We start from the raw sequence: 23,597 nt of genomic DNA, 5'->3' as shown, positions 1-23,597 counted from the left end.
GTTATAATGGCAAAGAAAAAAGAACCAATTCCAATAGATAATAATATTATAGATGTTTCTATAGATGAGGCTATGCCAGAGAACTATCTTCCCTATGCTGTAGAAGTATCAAAGGATAGAGCTCTTCCAGACGTAAGGGATGGACTAAAGCCTGTTCATAGAAGAATTTTATATGGAGCTTATATGCTTAAGGCATTCCCAGATAAGCCATATTATAAGTCTGCCAGAATAGTAGGAGATATTCTAGGTAAGTACCATCCCCATGGAGATACATCAGTTTATGATGCCATGGTAATTTTATCTCAGGATTTTACTACAAGAAAGCCCCTTATAGATGGTCATGGAAACTGGGGATCTATAGATGGAGATAGTGCAGCTGCCATGCGTTATACAGAAGCTAGACTATCTGGCATTGCCTTAGAAATGCTTAAAGATATTGATAAAGATGTAGTTGATATGATGGATAACTACTCTGATACAGAAAAGGAACCTACAGTTTTACCTGCAAAATATCCAAACCTTCTTGTTAATGGAGCCTTTGGTATTGCTGTAGGATTGGCTACCAATATTCCACCCCATAACTTAGGAGAGGTTATTGATGGAGCCATTGCCTATGCAGATAATGAGGAAATAACCACTAGAGAACTTATGGAATACATAAAGGGACCGGATTTACCTACTGGTGGAATATTAATGGGAAAGGATTCTTTAGTGGCTGCCTATGAAACTGGGGAAGGAAAAGTGGTTTTAAGAGCTAAAACTCATTTTGAAACCTTGGATAATGGTAGACTTGGTCTTGTTATTTCAGAGTTTCCTTATAGAAAAAATAAGGCTAAGCTTCTTCAAGCAATATCTGATTTAACAGGAGATAAAAAGCATAGCAAAGCAGTGGAAGCCATTGCGGATATTAGAGATGAATCTGATAGAAATGGTATTAGAGCCGTTGTAGAATTTAAGAAAAACACTACAGAGGAAACGGCGGATAGAGTCCTTAAATATCTATTTAAGAGAACGGAGCTTCAATGTAATATATCCTTTAACATGGTGGCTTTAGCTGGTGGAAAGCCTAGGACCATGGGACTTAGGACTATAATTAAATACTATATAGAACATCAAAAGGAAGTTATTACAAGAAGAACAAAAAGAGAGCTAGAAATAGCAGAAAAGAGATTCCATATTGTAGAAGGCTTTATTAAAGCTATTGGAATCATGGATGAAATAATTAAAACTATTAGGGCATCTAAATCTAAAAAGGATGCAGGAGAAAATTTAATAAGCAAATTTGGCTTTACTAACCCTCAAGCAGAAGCTATTTTAGAGTTGATGCTTTATAGACTTACAGGTCTTGAAATTAAGATATTCCAAAAGGAACATAAGGAATTAGAGACTAAGATTAGGGGACTTAAGAAGGTATTAAGTAGTGAAAAGGAGCTTATTAAAGTTATTAAAAAGGAGCTTCTAGAGGTTAAGGAAAAATATGATGACCCAAGGAGAACTACTATTTTAGAAGATGATAGTGATGCTAATATTCAATTAGAAGAACTTATAGTAGAGGAAGATGTGGTAGTAACCATGTCTAAGGATGGATATGTTAAGAGAACTGCTTTAAAATCCTTTATTAGAACAACACAAAATACTGAGGATATAGAATATAGAGAAGGAGACTTTAATAGATTCTTCTTTGAATGTAATACCAGAGATACCCTATGTATCTTTACAAATCAGGGAAATATGTATCAATGTAAGGTTGCAAATTTAATTGAGTTTAAGTGGAGAGACAAGGGTGAGAGAATTCAAGGATTTATTAGAACTCTAGATTTAGATAAGGAACACATAGTAAATGCCTTTGTAGTACAGGATTTCTCTATTACTAGGGATGTGCTTCTTATGACCTCTAGAGGTCTTATCAAGAAAACTGAACTTAGCAAGTTTATTACTAATAATTCAAGACTTCAAGGTATTAAGCTTAAAAAGGATGAAGAATTGATAAGTGCTGAATTAGTGGATAAAGATAGAGAAGAAAGATTTATTGAAATAACTACTGCTAAGGGATTAAACTTCATTGCACAGGAGCCTAAGGTTGAGCCAGTGGATAGAGGTATAGTTGGAAAACCTATAGTTAATTTAACCCATGGAGATAGTATAACTCAGTGTAGTTATGTAGATGAATTTAATTATAAAGAGTTCTATATAACTGTTAATAAAAAGGGGATCTTAAGAACTTCCAGTAGAAGAAGCGGAGAACCGGTTATAACTACATCAAACTCTAACGGTGAGTTATTCCTATTTACAGCTGGTGGAGAGTTATTTAAAATGTCAGCCTTAATGATACAAAACATAGATAAAAAGGGTATTGAACTGGAAAAGCTATTTGAAGGTTATAATTCTAAGGATCCAGTGATTGCAATAATATCTGTGGATAATGAAGGAAGCTCTAAAGAAAATTTCTACTTCTTTACTGAAAAAGGTGTAGTAAAGAAAACTAGTATAGAAGAATTCACTGGTGAGTTTACTAATATCTCAGCATATAAATTTAAGACTCCGGAGGATAAGCTAATTAAAGTAGAAGTTGAAGCTGACAAAGGAGAAGGGTTACTCTTCACAAGAAAGGGTATGTGCCTTAAATTTGATTTAGAAGCTATAAATGTCATGGGGAAAAATGCTACTGGAGTTATGGGAATTAGCTTAAAGGATGATGATAAAGTTATCTTTGCAAAAGCAAGAAGCGGTGCTATTTCAAATAAAAATAATGAATTATGCGTAGATTTATTTGAAGAAAACCTGAAAATAACTACCCAAAATGGTCAAGAGAACATAGTGGATTTAGGAGCCTTACCAATTCAAAATAGAGCTGGTAGAGGTAAAAATGTCATTGTATTTATGGATGATGACTTTATAGAAAAGGTAGAGCTAATTAAGTAATAGAAGTAAAGTGGGGGTAGCATGGATAAGATATTTTTAAAACATGGAGTTAGGTTGCTTTATGAAAGAGTTCCAGGAAATATAACTTCTTTTACCATAGGGTTAGAAGCAGGAGCTAATAGTGAACATTCTAATAATCTGGGCATTGCCCATGTTGTAGAACACATGGTATTTAAGGGTACCCATAGTAAAAGCGAGAAGGAAATCAATGAGATATGCAATGAGTACCTAGGATTTCATAATGCTATGACTAATTATCCCTATGTAGTTTATTATGGAAGCTCCTTAAAGGAAGATTTTAAAAATGCCTTTAATATATATTTTGATATAGTATTTAATCCAGCCTTTAGAGAAGAAGGTTTTAAGGAAGAAATGGCAGTTATCATAGAGGAACTTAAGGAGTGGAGTGATGATGTAGTTCAGCACTGTGAAGATTTTTTATTCTATGAAACCTTTGAAAAAAGAAGAATAAAGGAGTTAATCATAGGCAGAGAAGAAACTATAAAGGCTCTAACCTTAGAAGAGATAAGGGAGTACCATGAGAAGTTTTACACCCTAGATAACTGTGTAGTTTCTGTAGTAACTTCTTTAGACCTAAGTGAGGTTATTGAAATTATTGAAGGTGAAATAGCATCCTTGAATAAGACAAAACCTTTATTAACGCATAACACCTGTGAAATAGAAGTCCTGGAAGGGGTAAAATCATCCTTCACCCAAAGGAGCTCTGAAAGAGTTTCATCAAGGGAAAGTCAAGAAGAAAAGACTTTTTCCCTTTACGAGAATCCCAAGGCTGGAGTGTATATTGAAGAGAATCTCTCAATTAATGGATGCAAGGTTCAATATATATTTCCCATTCATAACCTAAGTGAAAGGGAAGTTACCTTACTTCAATTATTTAATGAATATTTTGCAGGGGGCACTAGCTCCTTGCTCTATGATGAAATCAGAACTAAGAGAGGTTTAGTATATGATATTCAAGGAAAGGTTAAGGGAGAAAAGGGCATAAAACTATATACCATAACTTTATCTACATCTAAGGAAAATATTGATTTGGTTAAAGAGATAATTAAAGAAAACATTGATAAAGTAAAAGCTTTAAAGGGCATATTTACTGAAGATTTCTTTAAAAAATATATAAAGAGTCAAAATTTAAAGAGAATGTTAGCTCTAGAGAAATCCATAGTTTTATCTATGCACCTAGCTGTCTATGAAATAATGCACAGTGGTGGAGAATTACTTTTAAATGAGTTTTATAACCTAAGTAATTGCACAGAAGAAGAAATCCTTAGTGTAATAGATAAGGTATTTATTAAGGAAACAATAGGAATCATAAGGAATTAAAGGTAAGGTGATTTGGTGAATACTGTTTGGAAAGATAGTCAGTGCTCTATGGAGGTTTTAAAGGAGCTACTTAAGGATATAAAGGTTACTCCTATTACGCTTAGGGTGCTTATGAATAGAGGAATAGATACTAAGGAAAAGGCAGATGAATTTTTAAATTCTTCTTTGAATAAGCTATATAACCCTTATCTTATGAAGGATATGGATAAGGCCATAGAAATTATGGTGGAGGCTATAAATAATAAGGAAAAAATTATGGTCTACGGAGATTATGATGCAGACGGAGTTACTAGTACTGCCATTCTTTATAAGGCTATAAAAAGCTGTGGTGGAATAGTAGCTTATCATATACCACATAGGGAAAATGAAGGCTATGGTATGAGTATTTCTAGAATAGAGACCATAGCAGAGGAAGGCTTTAATCTTATAATAAGTTGCGATAATGGGATTTCTGCTATAGAAGAGGTAAAAAGAGCTAAGGAACTTGGATTAAAGGTTATTATCACAGATCATCATGAACTTCCCTTTGAGGAGATAGATGGAGAAAGAAAGATGGTAATTCCAAGTAGTGATGCCTTAATAAACCCTAAGCAGGAGGATTGTAATTATCCCTTTAAACTTTTATGTGGAGCCGGTGTGGCTTATAAGTTTTCTTTAGCTTTATATGGAGCTATGAATATGAAGGATAAAAATACTGATGATCTTCTAGAATTAGCTGCCATTGGCACTATATGCGATGTGGTAGATTTAATGGATGAAAATAGAATCATTGCAAAGGAAGGGCTAAAGATACTTTCTAATACAAGAAATTTAGGAATAAAAGCTTTAAAACATATAATTGATATAAAGGATGAGGTAACTTGTTATAATGTTGGCTTTAACATTGGTCCTTGTATCAATGCTACAGGAAGGCTAGAAACTGCTGAGCTATCCTTAGATCTACTACTTTGTAAAGATATGGGTCAGGCTATGGATATTGCTACAAAGGTTTTTAATCTTAATAAGGAAAGGCAAGACCTTACCACAGAAAGTGTGGAACAAGTTTGTGCTGACATAGAAGGGTCTTCTTTGATAAATGATAGAGTACTTGTAGTATATAACCAGCATATCCATGAGAGTATTGCAGGAATTGTAGCAGGCAGAGTTAAGGAAAGGTATGGTAAGCCAACCTTTATTTTAACCCAGGGAAAAGATATGCCAAAGGGTTCAGGTAGATCCATTGAAGAATATAATATGTTTGAAGAAATGCTAAAATGTAAGGATTTACTAAGCAAGTTTGGTGGACATCCAATGGCAGCAGGACTTTCCATAGAAGAAAAAAATATTTCAAAGTTTAGACAATTATTAAATGAAAACTGCTATTTAAGTGAGGAAGATCTTGCTTCTAAAATGAGAGTAGATTCTCCCATAAAGTTAAATTATATAACAGAACAGGTTGTAGAAGAATTCAAGTTATTAGAGCCCTTTGGAAAGGGAAATCCAACGCCAATTCTAAAGGCTAATAGAGTTTTAGTGGCAGATATAAGATTTTTAGGAAGTGAATATCAGCATGTTAAATTTAGATTTAATGTGGAAAGTACCAATAATCTGATAGATGGTTTATATTTCAATAAAAGAGATGAAGTTATTGAGATTTTAAAAGATGTCTATGGAGATGAATATGGAGATATTGGAAGTGGGTATATAAGACCGAAGGGTCTATTTCTAAATATATTATTTCAGCCAGATATAAATGAATATATGGGAAGAAGAAGTGTGCAATTAAAACTTAAAGATATAAAATGCAACTAAAAGTATAAGATGTAAAAGGTAATTAAAAGTTTTATATAAGAAAGTCAATTAAAAGTTAAAATCCCATTAATAAAGAGATGCACCTATAAGGTGCATCTCCTATTTAGGGTTTACTTACTATTAAATAATTTATTCAGATATTAATATATCCTATAAATTTCTTTCGTAAGCTTCAACCATTTTTTTAACCATTTGTCCGCCGATTGATCCAGCTTCTCTAGAAGTTAAATCACCATTATATCCTTCTTTTAGGTTAACTCCAACTTCTTGAGCTGCTTCCATCTTAAATCTGTCTAAACCTGCTTTAGCTTCTGGTACTAATAATCTACTTTTGCTTGTCATTTTATATTCCTCCTCCAATAAATTAGTAGAAGTCAACAAACATATTAATGTGAACCTCTTATTATTTAAACAAACTTTGCTAACTTCTTAAATAATAAACTTACCACACGCTACTTACAAATATTTGATTAAAGATTTTTTTCGTAAGCTTCAACCATTTTTTTAACCATTTGACCACCAACTGATCCAGCTTCTCTAGAAGTTAGGTCTCCGTTATATCCTTCTTTAAGATTAACTCCTACTTCTTGAGCAGCCTCCATTTTAAATTTGTTTAAACCTGCTTTAGCTTGAGGTACTGCTGGTTGATTAGAATTATTATTATTGTTTGACATGTATTTTCACCTCCTTTGTTTTGATAATAGTATTGTACCCGGATATAAGAAGATTATTTAAGAGAATGGGTGGAAACATATGAAAGATTATGAGCAATTACCTTTTTATGTATATATTCAATAGTTTTTAATATAAAATTCATATTTTATATTTACATTTGTCTTCATATGTGGCATAACTTAATAAGGAGAATAATATATCTAATATAATAAAAAACATATTATAATAAAAATCTATAAAATCTATAAAATCCATATAGTAATAACATTATTTTTAGCTTTAGCGAGATTACATATACTCGTCTAAGGCTTAGATATTTTTATTTTAAATATTTCAAAGCTATTAAAGCTTTTACTAGGTAATTTTAGGAGGACTTTTAAATTGAGTAACAAAAAAATCATTATGACAGGTGGAGGAACAGCTGGACATGTAACTCCCAATATCGCACTTGTGCCCAAGCTAAAGGAGCTAGGATATGAAATACAGTATATAGGTACTGAACATGGAATAGAAAGAAAACTTATAGAAGCAGAAAAAATTAAATATCATAGTATTTCTAGTGGTAAGTTAAGAAGATATTTTGATGTAAAGAACTTTACAGATCCTTTTAAGGTTATTAAAGGGGTTTTTGAAGCAAAGTCAATTATAAAAAAAGAAAAACCAGCCATAGTTTTTTCAAAGGGAGGATTTGTATCAGTTCCAGTGGTGTTAGGAGCTTATTTTAATAAAATTCCAATTATAATACATGAGTCAGATATTACACCTGGTCTAGCAAATAAAATATCCATGCCCTATGCAACAAAGATTTGTGTTACCTTTGAAGAGGCTATGGATCATGTTAATAAAAAGAAAGCTGTACTTACAGGTTCACCAATTAGAAGTGAACTATTTAAGGGCAGCAAAACAAAGGCTAAGGAATTTTGTAAATTTAAAGATGATAAGCCTGTAATTTTAGTTACTGGTGGCAGCTTAGGTTCAAGAATTATAAATGAATGTGTTAGAGAAGCGTTACAGGACCTACTTAAAACTTTTAATGTAATACATCTATGTGGAAAAGGTAATTTAGATAAGAGTTTAAATGTAGTTGAGGGATACGCTCAGTTTGATTATATTAAAGAACAGTTATCAGATTTAATGCAATTGGCAGATATAGTAGTTTCTAGAGCAGGGTCTAATACTATATTTGAGCTTTTAGCTTTAAAGAAACCTAATATTTTAATACCGCTATCAGCTAAGGCAAGTAGAGGAGATCAAATTTTAAATGCTAAGTCTTTTAATAAATCAGGATATAGTAAAGTTATAGAGGAAGAAAATTTAAATGCATTGACTCTTTTAGAAGCTATTGATGAAGTTAATAGAGATAAAGAAACTTATATTAAAAACATGAGCAAAAGCAAACAAAGGGACAGTCTTGGAAAAATAATAGATCTAATTGAAAGCTGTAAAAGAAAATAAGAAAAACCCTGAAACCCGCACTATGACAACAACTAGTTAAATAGTTTTATAGTTAAATATATAAAATTTTCCCTATATAAATAGTTATATAGGGATATTTTTATATAGTGAAAATGATAAATATATAAATAGTCCATACATAAAATCCTATGGCATTAGTGAATAATAGTAAATATATTAAACATAGGAAAGATAGGAGAAGTTTCAATGGAGATAAAGTTAAAGTTCTTAGGAGCTACTAAGTGTGTTACAGGCTCTAGTCATTTACTTACTGTTAATAATAAAAAAATACTTTTAGATTGTGGCTTATTTCAAAGTAATGATTTGAAGTCTTATAGTAATGATATATTGAATGTGGATCCTAAGGAAATTGACTATATTGTGTTATCTCATAGTCATGTGGATCATAGTGGTAGGATACCTCTTTTCTTTAAGTTAGGATTTCAAGGGAAGGTAATTTGTACTGAGCCTACTAAGGAATTATGTGGGTATTTACTTAAGGATGCTGCTAGGATTCAACAGGAGGAAACTTATTTTGAAAATCTTTCTAGACATGGTAAAGGAGTTAAAGCTTTAAGTCCACTATATGATGAAGAGGATGTGGAACTAGCTCTAAAAAGTTTTTATACCTACGGATATAATGAGGAAATCCTATTGGAAGAGGATATAAAAGTTATTTTTAGAGATGCAGGTCATATATTAGGTTCTGCAATATGTGAAATTTTAATCAAAAATTGTGGTGAAAGTTGGATTAAATTGATATATACTGGAGATATAGGAAGTATTAATAGAGATATTTTAAATAATCCAGAAAAAGAACTCCAGGGAGATTTTTTAATCCTTGAAAGTACTTATGGAGATAAGATGCATGAAGAAAAAGATAATTATGCAAAACTCCTAGAAATTGTAAAGGATATCATGGAGGGTGACGGAAATTTAATAATTCCTTGTTTTTCCTTAGGAAGAACCCAGGAGATTATATACATGCTAAATACTTTTATAGAAAGTGGACAGGTGCAGGGCTGTAATGTATATATAGATAGTCCTTTGGCAGCAGGAATTACCAAAATATTTAGAAAGTATGAAGAATACTTTGATAAGAAGGCTAAGGCTCTTATAGAAAAAGGTGATGATCCATTGAACTTTAAAGGACTGCATTTTGTTGAAAGTAGTGATGATGGAAAAAAGGTTTATGAAGTTAAGTCAAAATCCATAATTATTGTAGCTGGAGGAGTTTATGATGGGGGGAGAATAGCTAACCATCTAAGAAATAATCTTCCTAGACCAGAGTGTGGCGTATTAATTACCTCCTATCAAGGGAACCAGAGCATTGGAAATAAATTGTTAAAAGGAAATAAAAGAATTAAACTCCAAGGTGAGAACATTGAGGTTAAAGGAAAAGTTTTTTATATGGATGGACTATCAGGTCATGCAGATAAGGCAGGACTATATAATTGGGTAAGTAGTATGAAGGAAAAACCTAAGAAAATATTTCTAGTTCATGGTGAAGGAAAAAATATTGAATCCTTCACTAATAAATTAAAAAGTGAAAATTATTCCGTGGTTATACCGGATTTTTTGGATGAATTTCCCTTAGAAATTAATTAAAAACTTAACAAAGTGTGTTAATTTTTAGGGTTGAATTTTAATAAAATTAAGGTATAATTTAAATGTAAGGTCATGTTAAACATTACCAAACCTTTAGTTTGGCATTAATATGTCTTAGAGAAATAGCTAAATATAAGTGAATTCATGATAGCATTTTCACAAAGAAAAAATAAGATTATGAGTTTGCTAATAAAATATTTATAGAAGAAAGAGGGTTGCTTACAATGAGAAAAATGAAAACTATGGACGGTAACACCGCCGCAGCTCACGTAGCCTATGCATATACTGATGTAGCAGCTATATACCCAATTACTCCTTCATCACCAATGGCTGAACACTGTGATGAGTGGGCAGCACAAGGTAGAGAAAATGTATTCGGACAAAAGCTAAAGATAATGGAAATGCAATCAGAGGCAGGCGCAGCTGGAGCAGTTCACGGTTCACTACAAGCAGGTGCATTAACAACTACTTTCACAGCATCTCAAGGATTATTACTTATGGTTCCAAACATGTACAAGATTGCTGGAGAATTACTTCCAGGTGTTTTACATGTAAGTGCTAGAGCATTAGCAGCACAAGCTTTATCCATATTTGGAGATCATCAAGACGTTATGGCTACAAGACAAACAGGTTTTGCTTTACTTGCTACTAATAGCGTTCAAGAAGTTATGGACCTTGCTCCAGTAGCTCACTTAGCATCTATTGAAGGTAGAGTTCCATTCTTACATTTCTTCGATGGATTTAGAACATCACATGAAATACAAAAAATTCAAACTTGGGACTATGAAACTCTAGGAAAATTCTTAAATAGGGATGCAGTAGATGCATATAGAGCAAGTGCTTTAAACCCAGAGAATCCTGTAACTAGAGGAACAGCTCAAAACCCTGATATATACTTCCAAGCTAGAGAAGCTTCAAACCCATTCTACAATGCAATTCCAGGAGTTGTAGAAAAATATATGGAAATGATCAATAAAGAAATTGGTACTGATTACCACCTATTCAATTACTATGGAGCACCAGATGCAGAGAGAGTAATTGTTGCAATGGGTTCAGTATGTGATGTTGCTGAGGAAACAGTTGATTACTTAACAGCTCAGGGAGAAAAAGTTGGACTAGTTAAAGTTCACTTATATAGACCATTCTCATTAGAACACTTCTTTAAACATATGCCAGCAACAGTTAAAAAGATTGCTGTATTAGATAGAACAAAAGAGCCAGGATCTGCTGGAGAGCCACTATATCAAGATGTTAGAAATGCATTCTATGATAGAGCTGAAAGACCAGTTATTATTGGTGGAAGATATGGATTAGGTTCAAAAGATACTACTCCATCTCAAATAGTTACTGTATTCGATCACTTAAAAGAAAAAGAACTTAAAAATGGATTCACTATAGGAATAGTTGATGATGTTACAAATACATCACTAGACATTACAAGAACTATAGCTACTACACCAGCAGGAACTGTTGAGTGTAAATTCTGGGGATTAGGATCTGACGGAACAGTTGGAGCTAATAAGAGTGCTATAAAAATTATAGGAGACCATACAGACATGTATGCTCAAGCATACTTTGCTTATGACTCTAAAAAATCTGGTGGAGTAACAATGTCTCACTTAAGATTTGGTAAAGAAGAGATTAAATCTCCATACCTAATCAATCAAGCTAACTACATTGGATGTCATAACCAATCTTATGTTAATAGCTATGATGTATTAGCTGGAATTAAAGATGGTGGTACATTCCTATTAAACTGTATTTGGGATGAAAAAGATTTAGAAGAACATTTACCAGCATCAATGAAGAGATATATTGCTGAGCATAACATAAACTTCTACACAATAAATGCTGTAAAAGTTGCTCAAGAAATTGGTCTTGGCGGAAGAATTAACATGATTTGTCAAGCTGCTTTCTTCAAATTAGCTGAAATCATTCCAGTAGATGAAGCTATTAAATACCTTAAAGATGCAGTTCAAACATCTTATGGTAAAAAAGGTGAAAAAATTGTTAAAATGAACAACGATGCTATAGATGCTGGAGTTAATGCTATAGTTAAAGTTAACGTTCCAGAAGCTTGGAAAAATGCAGAAGATAAAAATGAATGTAAGAAGGATACTCCTGACTTCATTAAAAACATCGTTGAAGTTATGAATAGACAAGAAGGAGACAAACTTCCTGTAAGTGCTTTTGAAGGAAGAGAAGATGGTACTTTTGACCATGGAACAGCTGCTTATGAAAAGAGAGAAATAGCTGTTAACGTACCAGAATGGATTCCAGAAAATTGTATCCAATGTAACCAATGTTCTTATGTATGTCCTCATGCTACAATAAGACCATCTATTGGAACAGAAGAAGATTTTGCTAATGCACCAGCAGCTATTAAGCTTGCAGATGCAAAAGGCGGACAACTTAAAGGCTTAAAATTCACAATGTCTGTAGCTGTTCAAGATTGTACAGGCTGTGGAAACTGTGCACAAGTTTGTCCAGCTAAACAAAAAGCTTTAGTTATGAAACCTCTTGATACTCAAAAGGATCAAATAGAGTCTTGGAATTTCACAGTTAAAATGAAAAAACCTGAAAATCCATTAGGTGTTGCTTCAGTTAAAGGTAGCCAATTTGAGACTCCACTTCTAGAGTTCTCAGGTGCTTGTGCAGGTTGTGGAGAAACTCCATATGCTAAGCTTATAACTCAATTATTTGGAGACAGAATGATGATAGCTAATGCTACAGGATGTTCTTCAATTTGGGGAGGAAGTGCTCCTTCAACTCCATACACTAAGAATCAAGAAGGTAAAGGACCAGCTTGGGCTAACTCATTATTTGAAGATAACGCTGAGTTCGGTTTAGGTATGTTCTTAGGTGCTAATCATCAAAGAGAAAAACTTACTGACTTAGTTAAAAAAGCAGTATCAACAAGTTGTAATGAAGAGTTAAAAGCTGCTTTAAATGAATGGTTAGAGAATAAAGATAATGCAGAAGCTTCAAAAGCTGCTACTAAGAAAGTACTTCCATTAATCGAAGCAAACAAAACTTGCTGCGAAACAATGGAAGAGTTATATAAATTCAAAGACTTCTTCGTTAAGAGATCTCAATGGATCTTTGGTGGAGACGGTTGGGCATACGACATTGGATATGGCGGTGTTGACCACGTTCTAGCATCAGGAGAAGATGTAAATGTATTTGTATTTGATACAGAAGTTTACTCTAACACTGGTGGACAATCTTCTAAAGCTACTCCAACTGCAGCAATTGCTAAATTTGCAGCTTCAGGTAAGAGAACTAAGAAGAAAGATCTTGGAATGATGGCAATGAGCTATGGCTATGTATATGTTGCTCAAATAGCTATGGGAGCTGACCAAGCTCAAACTCTTAAAGCTATAAGAGAAGCAGAGGCATATCCAGGTCCATCTTTAATAATTGCTTATGCTCCATGTATCAACCATGGAATTAAGACAGGAATGGGTAATACTCAATTGGAATCTAAAAAAGCTGTTGCTTGCGGATATTGGGGATTATATAGATTCAACCCAACTCTTAAAGAAGAAGGTAAGAATCCATTTAGCTTAGATTCTAAAGAGCCAACTGAATCTTTCAGAGACTTCTTATTAAACGAAGTAAGATATGCATCACTTCAAAAAATGTTCCCAGAAGTAGCTGAGGAATTATTTGTTAAGACTGAACAAGATGCAAAAGAAAGATTAGAATCTTATAAAAAACTTGCAGCTCAACAATAGTTTTAAATAATTTAAGGGTTGTCTCCGTTTTGGGGCAGCCCTTTTCTTTATGCAAAATTAGGATAATTGTTGGATTAAAATAAAAACTTTGTATTAAAATATTATAAAACACTTCTAAAATATGAAGATTAAGGGTACAATGAAGAGGAGTATTATTTAAGGAGGCTATTAATATGGGAAATAACTGTTGTGGAAATAATGAAGATAAAAAAGAAACAGGATGCTGCGGAGGACATGAGCAAGAAAGTCATGAATGCTGCTGTGGAGGACACGACCATGAACATGAGCATGAAGAGTGTGGTTGTGGCTGCGGAGAGCACGAAGCAATGTTCGTTGAGTTAGAAGATGAAGAAGGAAATGTAACTCAATGTGAAATAGTTGATGGATTTTTATTTGAAGAAAATGAATATGCCTTAGTACAAAATCCAGATGATGGTTCAATATACTTATTTAAAGTAGTTGGTGATGATGAAGTAGGAGAACTTGTTGTACCAGAAGATTCAGAGTATGATGCAGCAAAAGCATATTACGAAGAATTACTTGCAAATGAAAATAGTGAAAACTAATTAAACTTTTAAGAGCCGCTATTTATATAGCGGCTTTTATGCTTAGCTACTCCATATTCTCCTATGGAAATAATATATTAAGAAGGATATGGAATGGATGATCAATGGTTAAGAATAACATGAAAGTAGGTCAATTTCACATGGAAAAACTAGCTATATTTGATATTGATTATACATTAACTAAAAAGGAGACTTCTATAGAATTATATAAATATATGCTTAAGAAGGATAGGAAGTTACTTAGGTATTTACCATCACATATAATAACTGGTATTTTTTATGGTTTAAAGGTTTATAATGCTGGAAGAACTAAGGAGAATTTTTTAAGATTTTTAGCAGGAACCAGTGAGGAAGACTTAAAGAAGCTAGTGAAAAGCTTTTATAAGGAAAAGATAGAGAGTATATTGTATGAAGATGCAATTAAAGCAATTAAGGACTTTAAGGAAAAGGGCTATAAGATATATTTAATTTCTGCCTCTCCTGAGTTTTATGTTAATGAATTTTATAGTATAAAAGAAGTAGATAAGGTTATTGGAACTAAGTTTCATATTGATGAAGGAAAATTTAATCCTAAAATTTTAGGGGAAAATTGCAAAGGTGAAGCAAAGGTAAAAAGATTAATGGAGGAATTAAAAAAAGACAATATAGAAGTGGATTTTAAAAATTCCTATATGTTTTCTGATTCTCTTTCGGATTTACCTCTTTTGAAGTTAGTGGGCAAGGGATATTTAATAAATTATAAGAAGAATCATGAATTAGAGATTTTAAGGTGGCGATAATTATGGAGAATTGTATAAATGATTACTTTATAAAAAATGATGAAGCTTATGAAAGGGAGGAATTTCAAGATATATATGTGGTAGAAGGTAAGTGCATATATGAAGTTATTAGGGTTATAGATGGAGCTCCTCTATTTTTAGATGAACATTTAGCTAGGCTTGAAAATTCTTTAAAGTTAGAAAAAAAAGAAGAACTTATATCTATGGATAAGATTAAGGAGTACATAGGAAAGTTAATAACTCTAAACAGAGTTGAAAATGGTAATTTAAAGCTTGTAATAAATAAGGATAATCTATTTATATTTTTTATAAAGCATTCTTATCCAACTAAGGATATGTATAGTAATGGAGTAAAGACTATTCTTTATTTTGGAGAAAGACATAATCCTAATGCAAAGGTTATAGATAATTCCTTTAGGGGAAAAGTTAATGAAAAAATAGATGCTAGTGGCAGTTATGAAGCTATTTTAGTAAATAGTAAAGGGTACATTACAGAGGGAAGCAAGTCCAATATATTTATGATCAAGGGTGATGAAATAATTACAGCCCCAGTAGAAGGGGTACTTCCAGGAATAACTAGAAGCGAGATAATAAAAGCTTGTGAAGAATTGGGCTTAAAGGTAAGAGAAGAAAATATTCATTATGAACATATAAAAAATTTAGATGGATTATTTATATCTGGAACTTCTCCTAAGGTGCTACCTATAAATGAAGTTGAAGGTATTATAAAATATGATAAAATTTATCAAAGAATTTATGATATAAAAGATAAGTTTGAAGAATTAATTACAAGAAACTTGAAGAATTATAAAACAAGTAAATAGTAAAGTATGTCAAAAACAATACGATAATATATTATAGTATTGTTTTTGTATTTTAGAAGGAAATGATCTGTATTATGTATTAGGGGTGATAATGTGGAAAATAAGACATTAAGGGGAACTGCAAAAGTACTTGATGGCAAACTGATTATTACTGATGAAGAAAATATTTCTGAGGGTCCTTGGATTGTAAAGGGCAAGGATGTTGGTTTATTTGTAGATGAACAAGAAGTAAAAGGAAGAGCTAGAGTTAGCTCTGAAAGTAAGATAGATATAATTTTTAATGAATCTAAGGCAATAAGAGAATTGAATATAAATATTAGTGAAGACAAAATGACAGCTAGTATATCAATAAACTATAGTCCAGAAGTAATTTATACTTTAGAAGATACACCAGAAGCACCTATGATTACATTAAATGCAAAGGTAAAAGGAGAGAAATTTCCACCTAAATATACAAGAGATGAATTATTAAAAGAACTTAAAGATAAGAACATAGTTTATGGGATTGACAATAAGATGTTAGATGACATAAAAAATATGGACAAGATAGAAAATGTTGTAGTTGCTAGAGGAAAGGAACCTATTGAACCTATAGATGATGTATTAGAAGTATATTTTGATACTAGTACCCATAAAGGATTTAAAAGTGACCAAAGTGGTAATGTAGATTTTAAATCTATAGGTAGTATAACAAGTGTGAAGAAAGATGATATCCTTGCAAAGCGTACTGTAGGAAAAGAAGGTACCATAGGTATTAACCTATTTTCACAACCTATCCAACCAAAGAAAAGAAAAGTTAAGGACATGATGGTAAAATCAGGATGCAAATTTAAGGATAAGGATACTATAGTGTCTACAATGGAGGGAAAACCTCAAGTAAAGGGATGTATTTTTCAGGTTAATAATGTTCATGAGGTTCTTAGTGATGTAGATATAACTACAGGGGATATTAATTTTATAGGCGATGTAATTATTAATGCTGATGTTAAAGAAGGTATGAAGGTTAAATCAGGAAATACCATAATTATAAAGGGAAATGCAGTAAGATGTAGTCTTTGGTCAGAGGGAGATATGCAAATTATTGGTAGTGCAATTTCATCTACCATAAAGATTAGAAGTGAGTTCTCTGAGTTTAAAGGATATTTAGAAGAGTTATCTGCCATAGTGGATAGTTTTCATAGCTTGTATAAGGCTGTAATAGCTGTTAAAGAAGGTGGAGATATAAAGGGGAATATAAGAGATTGTGATATTATAGCCCTTGTTATAAAGAGTAAATTTCCTTTGATAACAAAGATAATTAATAAAGTATTAAATACAATGGTTGAAATTAATGATAATAACAATGAATTATTTAGAGTGTTAAAGATTAAATATGCTAATAAGAACTACATGTTAATAAGTGGTGTAGAAGAACTAATTAAGGTTAAAACTTTGGCAGAAGAGAAAATAAAGGCCATAGAAGCTATGAAAGATATTAATTCAGATGCTACAATAGGGTACATTCAAGATTGTACAGTATTTTGCTCTGGGGGCTTGACAATAAATGGAAAAGGTATTTATAAATCCAATGTTTACGCAGAAAAGGGTATATATTTTACAGGAGAAGGTCAATGCGAGCTTCGAGGTGGAAAAGTTAAGGCGGAAAGTGAAATTAAGGCTAAGGTAGTAGGTTCACCTTCGGGGGTTATGACGGAGGTCGTAGTAGGTAAGGAAGGACATATTTATTGTGATGTTGCTTACTTAAATACTAAGTTTATAGTTGGAAATATGGAAACTATAATGGATGAAACATGCAAAAATGTTCATGTATATATAGATAAAAATCGAGATTTAATTGTTGATAAGTTTAAAATTTAGGAGGGGTAAAAGTGGCAGAGGAATTTAAATTACTTGTGTTTAGATTAGGAGACCAGTGCTTTGCAGCAGATATTAGAGAGGTAGAACGTATTCTAAACTATGAAGAGCCAACAAAAATTCCAGATTCACAAGATTTTTTACAGGGAGTTATAAATTATCAAGATGGAATATTACCAGTTATTAGTTTAGCTAAAAAATTTGGAATATATAATCTGGAAGATAAAGAAAAGGATGGTTCAATAATCGTTGCTAGAAACGAAGATGGTGCCATGGGAGTTATAGTAGAAGCTGTTAATGAAGTTATATCTAGGAAAGTTGAGGATTTAGAACCCACACCAGATATATCTTCTAATATATCGAAGCGATATGTGAAGGGTATAATAAAAGACAAGAACAAAAATACTATTATTTTACTTTTAAATTTAAATGAACTTCTTTCAAAGGATGAAAAGGAGAAAATAGAAAGGTAAGCTATGGAATACAAGGAGATAAAAGTAGGCATTGCAGATTATAAAATAGCCAAATGTCCAGATAGACTTATGACAATTGGGCTAGGTTCTTGTATTGGTATTGCCATAATAGATAAAAAAAGTGGAATTGGAGGCCTTGCCCATATTATGCTTCCAGACAGTGAAAAGTTTAATAAGATAGCAAATGAAATAAAGTTTGCTAATCTTGCAATACCTATTCTGATTAAAGAAATGGTAGAAAATGGTGCAAAAGAAAAGGATCTAAGAGCTAAGATTGCTGGTGGAGCGTCTATGTTTAACTTTGCAGACAGTAAGGTTAATATGGATATAGGTGCTAGAAATAGCCTAGCAGTTAAGGGTATATTAAAGGCTAGAAAGATACCTATAGATAGTGAAGAAATTGGAGGAACTAAAGGAAGAACAATAACCTTTGATACAGTAACAGGGGAGCTATATGTAAAAACTGTAGGAGAAGGTATTAAAATTATATAGAAATTAATGATTGGAGTGATTACATATGGTACAAAAGGTTTCAGTTATGGTTGTAGATGACTCCGCTTTAATGCGAAAGATGATATCAGACATGATAAATATGGAAGATGACATGGAAGTGATAGCAATTGCAAGAAATGGAGAAGATCTTTTAGAAAAGTTAAAAAAGCAGGTTCCAGATGTTATCACTTTAGATATTGAAATGCCAAAGATGAATGGAATAGAAGCTTTGAAGAAAATAATGGAGTTAAAGATACCTACTAAAGTTATTATGATTAGTAGTTTAACACAAGATGGTGCCGAGGAAACTATGGAATGTTTAGAAAATGGAGCTATAGATTTTGTACCAAAACCATCAGGTTCAATTTCTTTAAACATTAATGTAGTTAGAGAAATTTTAGTTTCAAAAATAAGAGGCATCAGATTTGTTAGAAAGACTTCTTCCATTAGTAACACAAAAGATGTTGACATTAAAGAAGATAAAAAAAGAGAAATACATAGAGTTTCTACAGTATTGAAAATAAGAGAAAGAGACTCAATGCCTAAAGCTATAAGAAGTAAAGAGATAGGTAATAAAAAAATCTCAGCAATTGTAATGGGGGCATCTACAGGTGGTCCTAAGGCATTATTTAATGTCATTACAAATCTTCCAGAAAAATTAGGAGTTCCTGTATTAGTGGTTCAGCATATGCCAGAAGGCTTTACAAAAGCATTTGCTGAAAGACTTGATAAATTTTCTAAGGTTAAGGTGGTGGAAGCCAGGGAAGGTATGTCCATAGAAAAGGATGTTGTATATATAGCACCTGGTGGTAAACATATGGAGATAAGTAGAAACAAAACTATAACCTTAAATTTAGAACCTCCAATGTGGGGAGTGAGGCCAGCTGTAGACAAGCTATTTATATCAGGAGCTAAGGTATATGGAGAGAATTTATTAGGGATTATCCTCACTGGCATGGGAAGAGATGGGGCTGATGGAATTATAGAAGTTAAAAAAGCAGGTGGAGCCACTATATCAGAAGATGAGTCTACTTGTATAATATATGGAATGCCTAAAGCAGCTTATGACACTAATATGATAGACGAAGTTATTCCACTTTATGATATTAGTAAAAGAATAGCTAATATAGTACTGGGGGATGTGAAGAATTAATGGATTTTACAAAGTTTGAAAGTTTTATATTAAGAGAGTTTAATTTAGATTTGTCTGGCTATAAATCAGCTCAGTTACATAGAAGAATACTTACTATTATGTCTAGAGCTGGAGCTAAAGATTTAGATGAATATATGATATTAATAAAAAAAGATAAGGTCATAAGGGAAAAGTTTTTGGATTATGTTACGATAAATGTAACAGAGTTCTATAGAAACCCACAAATATTTCAGGAACTTGAAAATTTTATAAAAAGTGAATTATCCTATAACAGACCACTAAAAATATGGAGTGCAGCTTGCTCTATTGGTGCAGAACCTTATTCTATATCTATGATGCTAAAGGAGATGACTCCTAGTGTTAGGCATAAGATATTAGCTACGGATATAGATACTAACATCTTAATAAGAGCAAAAGCAGGAGAGTATGTAAGTGGAGATATTAAAAACATACCTAAAGTTAAGCTTCATAAGTATTTTAAACATGAGGGGGAAAAATTTATAATTAACCAGGAAGTAAAAGATCTAGTAACCTTTAAAAAACATGATCTTATATTAGATAGCTATGAAGGTGGCTTTGACATAATTGTATGTAGAAATGTGGTTATATATTTTACTAATGAAGTAAAAGAAAAAATTTATGAAAGGTTTTCTAAAGCATTAAATCCAGGAGGTTTATTATTTATAGGTGCTACAGAAAGTATATATGGATATAAAAATTTTGGTTTTGAGAAACTTTCAACATTTATCTATAAGAAAATTTAAGGAGGGGTAACATGGACACTTCTCAATATCTATCTATGTTTTTAGAAGAGTCAAGTGATAATCTACAACTATTAAATGAGTCATTACTTATATTAGAAAATGATTCGGAAGATATGGAAATATTAAATCAGATTTTCAGAGTTGCACATACCATTAAAGGAATGGCTGCTACTATGGGTTATACTAAAATGGCAGAACTTACCCATAAGATGGAGGATGTACTTTCTAAGTTTAGAGAGGGACAACTTAAAGTAACCCATGAAGTGGTAACAGTATTGTTTAATTGTTTAGATATTTTAGAATCCATGGTAGGTGATATTACTGATGGAGGTGATGGAGACTTAGAGATTAATAACATTGTAACTCAGCTAGTAAAGATAGCAGAGGGAAATGAAAACATCCAAAAGGAAGAAAATTCATCAGAGGTAATTCAGAATAAAGATAAAGAAGTGGTACAAGATATAATTGGCAGTGAGGAGATTGTAGACTTAGGTCTTGATGAATATGATATTGATACCTTAAAGGAAGCTTTAAAGAATAATTTCAATACCTTCCATGTTCATGTTGGACTTGATGAAAAAACTATTTTAAAATCTGCTAGAGCATTTATTTTATTTCAGACTTTAGAGGAGAATGGAGAAATCCTAAAATCAAATCCAAAGCTTGAAGATTTAGAAAGTGAAAATTTTGATTTTGATATTGATTTAGTATTTGTAACAGAAACATCTCAGGACATAATAAGAAATTCTATTAATGGAATATCTGAAATAAGGCAAGTAGATGTAAGAGATATAAGTGGCTTGGTTATAAATGGTAAAAGTATTAGCGATGCTAAAGGAGCTAATGAAGTTGCTGCCACAGCTTTAGCTACTAGTACTAAGGCTACAAATACTGCTGAAATTGCTAAAGACAAAGAAAGTTCTAACAAAGTAGTAGAGCTGAAGGATTCAAAAAATAATCTTAAGGCAAAAACTGTAGAAACAGCACCTAGTACCAAAGAGGAAAATAAAAAACAACCAGTAAAACATAAAAATAAAGGTGTTGGACAATCTGTTAGAGTGGATTTAGAAAGATTAGATAACTTTATGAATATGGTATCTGAGCTAGTAATTCATAGAACTAGATTAGAGCAAATAAGTGCTAATCATAAGATTGTGGAATTAAATGAAACCTTAGAAGAAGTAGCAAGAACTACTACTGATCTTCAAGATTTAGTTATGAAGATTAGAATGTTACCTTTAGATGTAGTATTTAATAGATTCCCAAGAATGATAAGAGATTTATCAATGGAACTAAATAAAGAGATTGATTTTGAAATTCAAGGACAGGATACAGAGCTTGATAGAACTGTAATTGAAGAGATAGGTGAACCTTTAATACATTTACTTAGAAATGCTGCAGACCATGGAGTTGAGTCAGCAGAAAAAAGAATTAGTCAAGGTAAGCCAGCAGCAGGAAAGATAAAATTAATTGCCTATTCTGAAGGTACCAAGGCTGTTATAAAGGTAGAAGATGATGGTAGTGGTATCAATGTAGAAAAGGTTAAGGCTAAGGCAGAGAAAGTTGGTATTAATACTGAAGGAATGAGTGATAATGATATAAAAAATCTTATTTTCTCTCAAGGGTTTAGTACTAATGAAGTAGTTACTGATATATCAGGAAGAGGAGTTGGAATGGATGTTGTAAAAACAAAAATTTCAAGCCTTGGAGGAACCGTAGATGTATTCAGTGAAGAAGGAAAAGGAACCTCCTTTATAATAAAGTTGCCTTTAACTCTACAAATAATTCAATCCTTACTTGTTAAGATTGGAACAGAGACTATGGCTATATCCTTAGGATTTATAGATAGAGTTATGGAATATAATCCAGAGGAAATTAAAAGAACAAATAATAAAGAAATTGTGGTATATAATGATAAGGTGTTTAAATTAGTAAGAATTAATGATAAATTAGATATAGAAAGTAAGGATTATGGAAAAAAATACGTAATACTTGCAAAGGTTGGCGAAAAAGAAGTTGCCTTACTAGTTGATTCATTATTAGGACAAAAGGAAATAGTTATTAAAACATTTGGAAATATACTAAAATCGACAAAAGAATATATTGGAGCTACCATATTAGGTGATGGATTAGTAACCTTAATTTTAGATGTAGCAGCACTTATTTAGGAGGAGAGCTATGGAGTTTACCGAGTTACAAATAGATGCATTGAGAGAGATAGGCAATATAGGTCTTGGAAATGCAGCTACAGCCATGGCGCAAATCTTGGGGAAAGAGATTCAAATATCAGTTCCCCTGGTAAATGTTATTTCCTTAGAGGATATTTTTGAAAGGGTAGATGAAGAAACTGTAGTTTATGCGGTAATTGCAAGAGTTCTTGGTGAAGCCCCAGGAAATATATTATTTATGTTTGATACAGCTACAATGATGAAGATTGCAGAAATGCTAGTTGGAAAGCAAGAGGGAGAAGAGTTAAATGAACTAGGTTATTCAGCCCTTGGAGAAATAGGTAACATAATATTTGCAACCTATATGAATGCCATAAGTCAAATGACTAATTTAAGGCTATTCCCGTCGGTACCGGCAGTAGCAAAGGACATGCTTACAGCAGTGCTTTCCACAACTTTCATTGAATCTGGTCAATTTAATGACTATGTATTAGATATAGAAACAGGATTTTCTCAGGAGAATGAAGACTTAAAAGGTGATTTTTATTTTATCCCAGCGCCAGGGTCTTTGGAAAGAATATTAGAATCATTAGGATTAAATTAACGGAGGTTATGTAGAAAATGGCAAGAGTATTAATAGTAGACGATGCGACTTTTATGAGAATGATGGTTAAGGATATTTTAGAGAAGAATGGATATGAAGTTATTGGAGAAGCTAATAACGGAATTAAGGCAGTGGAGATCTATAAAGCAGAAAAACCAGATATAGTGACCATGGATATTACAATGCCTGAGATGGATGGAATAGAAGCAGTTAAACAAATAAAAGCATTTGACCCAAGTGCAAAGATAGTTATGTGTAGTGCAATGGGACAACAAAGCATGGTTATGGATGCTATAAAGGCTGGAGCAAAGGATTTTATAGTTAAACCATTCCAAGCAGACAGGGTACTTGAAGCTATAAAAAAAGTATTAGGATAATATGGGAGGGATTT

Annotated in this window: 19 protein-coding genes; 17 read left to right on the top strand and 2 right to left on the bottom strand. The window is 32.3% G+C overall.

Features of this window, described 5'->3' with window-relative positions:
* Positions 1 to 6 precede the first annotated feature (6 nt).
* Genes B3086_RS09405 through recJ form a run of 3 tightly spaced genes read left to right on the top strand, consistent with a single transcriptional unit; the run spans position 7 to position 6,054 of the window.
* Positions 7 to 2,922, top strand: a complete 2,916-nt coding sequence (locus B3086_RS09405; RefSeq protein WP_346893246.1) for a DNA topoisomerase IV subunit A — start codon at positions 7 to 9, stop codon at positions 2,920 to 2,922.
* Positions 2,923 to 2,943: 21 nt separating this feature from the next.
* The gene (locus B3086_RS09400; protein WP_346878707.1) at positions 2,944 to 4,263 is read left to right on the top strand and encodes a pitrilysin family protein; all 1,320 of its coding nucleotides are present in this window, start codon (positions 2,944 to 2,946) and stop codon (positions 4,261 to 4,263) included.
* Positions 4,264 to 4,278: 15 nt separating this feature from the next.
* Positions 4,279 to 6,054, top strand: a complete 1,776-nt coding sequence (gene recJ, locus B3086_RS09395) for a single-stranded-DNA-specific exonuclease RecJ (protein ID WP_346878708.1) — start codon at positions 4,279 to 4,281, stop codon at positions 6,052 to 6,054.
* A 150-nt stretch (positions 6,055 to 6,204) separates the two neighbouring features.
* Here the strand turns inward: recJ and B3086_RS09390 are convergent, their stop codons facing one another.
* A complete protein-coding gene (locus B3086_RS09390) occupies positions 6,205 to 6,396 on the bottom strand; it encodes an alpha/beta-type small acid-soluble spore protein (RefSeq protein ID WP_035129176.1) in 192 nt (63 codons plus the stop codon).
* A 128-nt stretch (positions 6,397 to 6,524) separates the two neighbouring features.
* The gene (locus tag B3086_RS09385; protein WP_150845036.1) at positions 6,525 to 6,728 is read right to left on the bottom strand and encodes a small, acid-soluble spore protein, alpha/beta type; all 204 of its coding nucleotides are present in this window, start codon (positions 6,726 to 6,728) and stop codon (positions 6,525 to 6,527) included.
* A gap of 382 nt (positions 6,729 to 7,110) precedes the next feature.
* Here B3086_RS09385 and B3086_RS09380 point away from each other — a divergent pair, with 382 nt between their 5' ends.
* The 14 genes from B3086_RS09380 (at position 7,111) to B3086_RS09315 (ending at position 23,583) form a co-directional block, all read left to right on the top strand.
* Positions 7,111 to 8,184 (top strand): undecaprenyldiphospho-muramoylpentapeptide beta-N-acetylglucosaminyltransferase, encoded by a 1,074-nt coding sequence (locus B3086_RS09380; RefSeq protein WP_035129182.1) that lies wholly within the window; start codon positions 7,111 to 7,113, stop codon positions 8,182 to 8,184.
* A gap of 207 nt (positions 8,185 to 8,391) precedes the next feature.
* Entirely contained in the window at positions 8,392 to 9,792 is a 1,401-nt protein-coding gene (locus B3086_RS09375; RefSeq protein ID WP_346893244.1) for an MBL fold metallo-hydrolase, read from the top strand.
* Between the two features lie 224 nt (positions 9,793 to 10,016).
* Positions 10,017 to 13,529 carry a pyruvate:ferredoxin (flavodoxin) oxidoreductase gene (gene nifJ, locus B3086_RS09370; protein WP_346847847.1) on the top strand — a complete coding sequence of 1,171 codons (3,513 nt, stop codon included), beginning with the start codon at positions 10,017 to 10,019 and terminating at the stop codon, positions 13,527 to 13,529.
* Between the two features lie 173 nt (positions 13,530 to 13,702).
* A complete protein-coding gene (locus B3086_RS09365; protein ID WP_346847848.1) occupies positions 13,703 to 14,095 on the top strand; it encodes a DUF1292 domain-containing protein in 393 nt (130 codons plus the stop codon).
* Between the two features lie 140 nt (positions 14,096 to 14,235).
* Positions 14,236 to 14,874 (top strand): HAD-IB family hydrolase, encoded by a 639-nt coding sequence (locus B3086_RS09360; protein WP_346867714.1) that lies wholly within the window; start codon positions 14,236 to 14,238, stop codon positions 14,872 to 14,874.
* A 2-nt stretch (positions 14,875 to 14,876) separates the two neighbouring features.
* The gene (locus B3086_RS09355; protein ID WP_346847849.1) at positions 14,877 to 15,698 is read left to right on the top strand and encodes an aminotransferase class IV; all 822 of its coding nucleotides are present in this window, start codon (positions 14,877 to 14,879) and stop codon (positions 15,696 to 15,698) included.
* A gap of 93 nt (positions 15,699 to 15,791) precedes the next feature.
* Complete coding sequence (locus B3086_RS09350) at positions 15,792 to 17,555, top strand: FapA family protein (protein WP_346893242.1); 1,764 nt, start codon at positions 15,792 to 15,794, stop codon at positions 17,553 to 17,555.
* Between the two features lie 11 nt (positions 17,556 to 17,566).
* Positions 17,567 to 18,025, top strand: coding sequence for a chemotaxis protein CheW (locus B3086_RS09345; RefSeq protein WP_346867717.1), 459 nt, complete (start codon positions 17,567 to 17,569; stop codon positions 18,023 to 18,025).
* A 3-nt stretch (positions 18,026 to 18,028) separates the two neighbouring features.
* Positions 18,029 to 18,517, top strand: a complete 489-nt coding sequence (locus B3086_RS09340; RefSeq protein ID WP_346877347.1) for a chemotaxis protein CheD — start codon at positions 18,029 to 18,031, stop codon at positions 18,515 to 18,517.
* Positions 18,518 to 18,542: 25 nt separating this feature from the next.
* Positions 18,543 to 19,670, top strand: a complete 1,128-nt coding sequence (locus B3086_RS09335; protein ID WP_346893240.1) for a chemotaxis response regulator protein-glutamate methylesterase — start codon at positions 18,543 to 18,545, stop codon at positions 19,668 to 19,670.
* Positions 19,670 to 20,434 carry a protein-glutamate O-methyltransferase CheR gene (locus B3086_RS09330; protein ID WP_346878712.1) on the top strand — a complete coding sequence of 255 codons (765 nt, stop codon included), beginning with the start codon at positions 19,670 to 19,672 and terminating at the stop codon, positions 20,432 to 20,434. The genes B3086_RS09335 and B3086_RS09330 overlap by 1 nt, the downstream gene beginning before the upstream one ends.
* A gap of 11 nt (positions 20,435 to 20,445) precedes the next feature.
* Positions 20,446 to 22,602, top strand: coding sequence for a chemotaxis protein CheA (locus B3086_RS09325; protein ID WP_346847855.1), 2,157 nt, complete (start codon positions 20,446 to 20,448; stop codon positions 22,600 to 22,602).
* 10 nt (positions 22,603 to 22,612) lie between these two features.
* Complete coding sequence (locus B3086_RS09320) at positions 22,613 to 23,206, top strand: chemotaxis protein CheC (protein WP_346893237.1); 594 nt, start codon at positions 22,613 to 22,615, stop codon at positions 23,204 to 23,206.
* 17 nt (positions 23,207 to 23,223) lie between these two features.
* The gene (locus B3086_RS09315) at positions 23,224 to 23,583 is read left to right on the top strand and encodes a response regulator (protein ID WP_346847857.1); all 360 of its coding nucleotides are present in this window, start codon (positions 23,224 to 23,226) and stop codon (positions 23,581 to 23,583) included.
* Positions 23,584 to 23,597: the final 14 nt, after the last annotated feature.

Source organism: Clostridium sp. UBA871, assembly GCF_002295255.1.
Classification (GTDB): domain Bacteria; phylum Bacillota; class Clostridia; order Clostridiales; family Clostridiaceae; genus Clostridium_J; species Clostridium_J sulfidigenes.
This window is presented reverse-complemented; position numbering and strand designations above follow the sequence as displayed.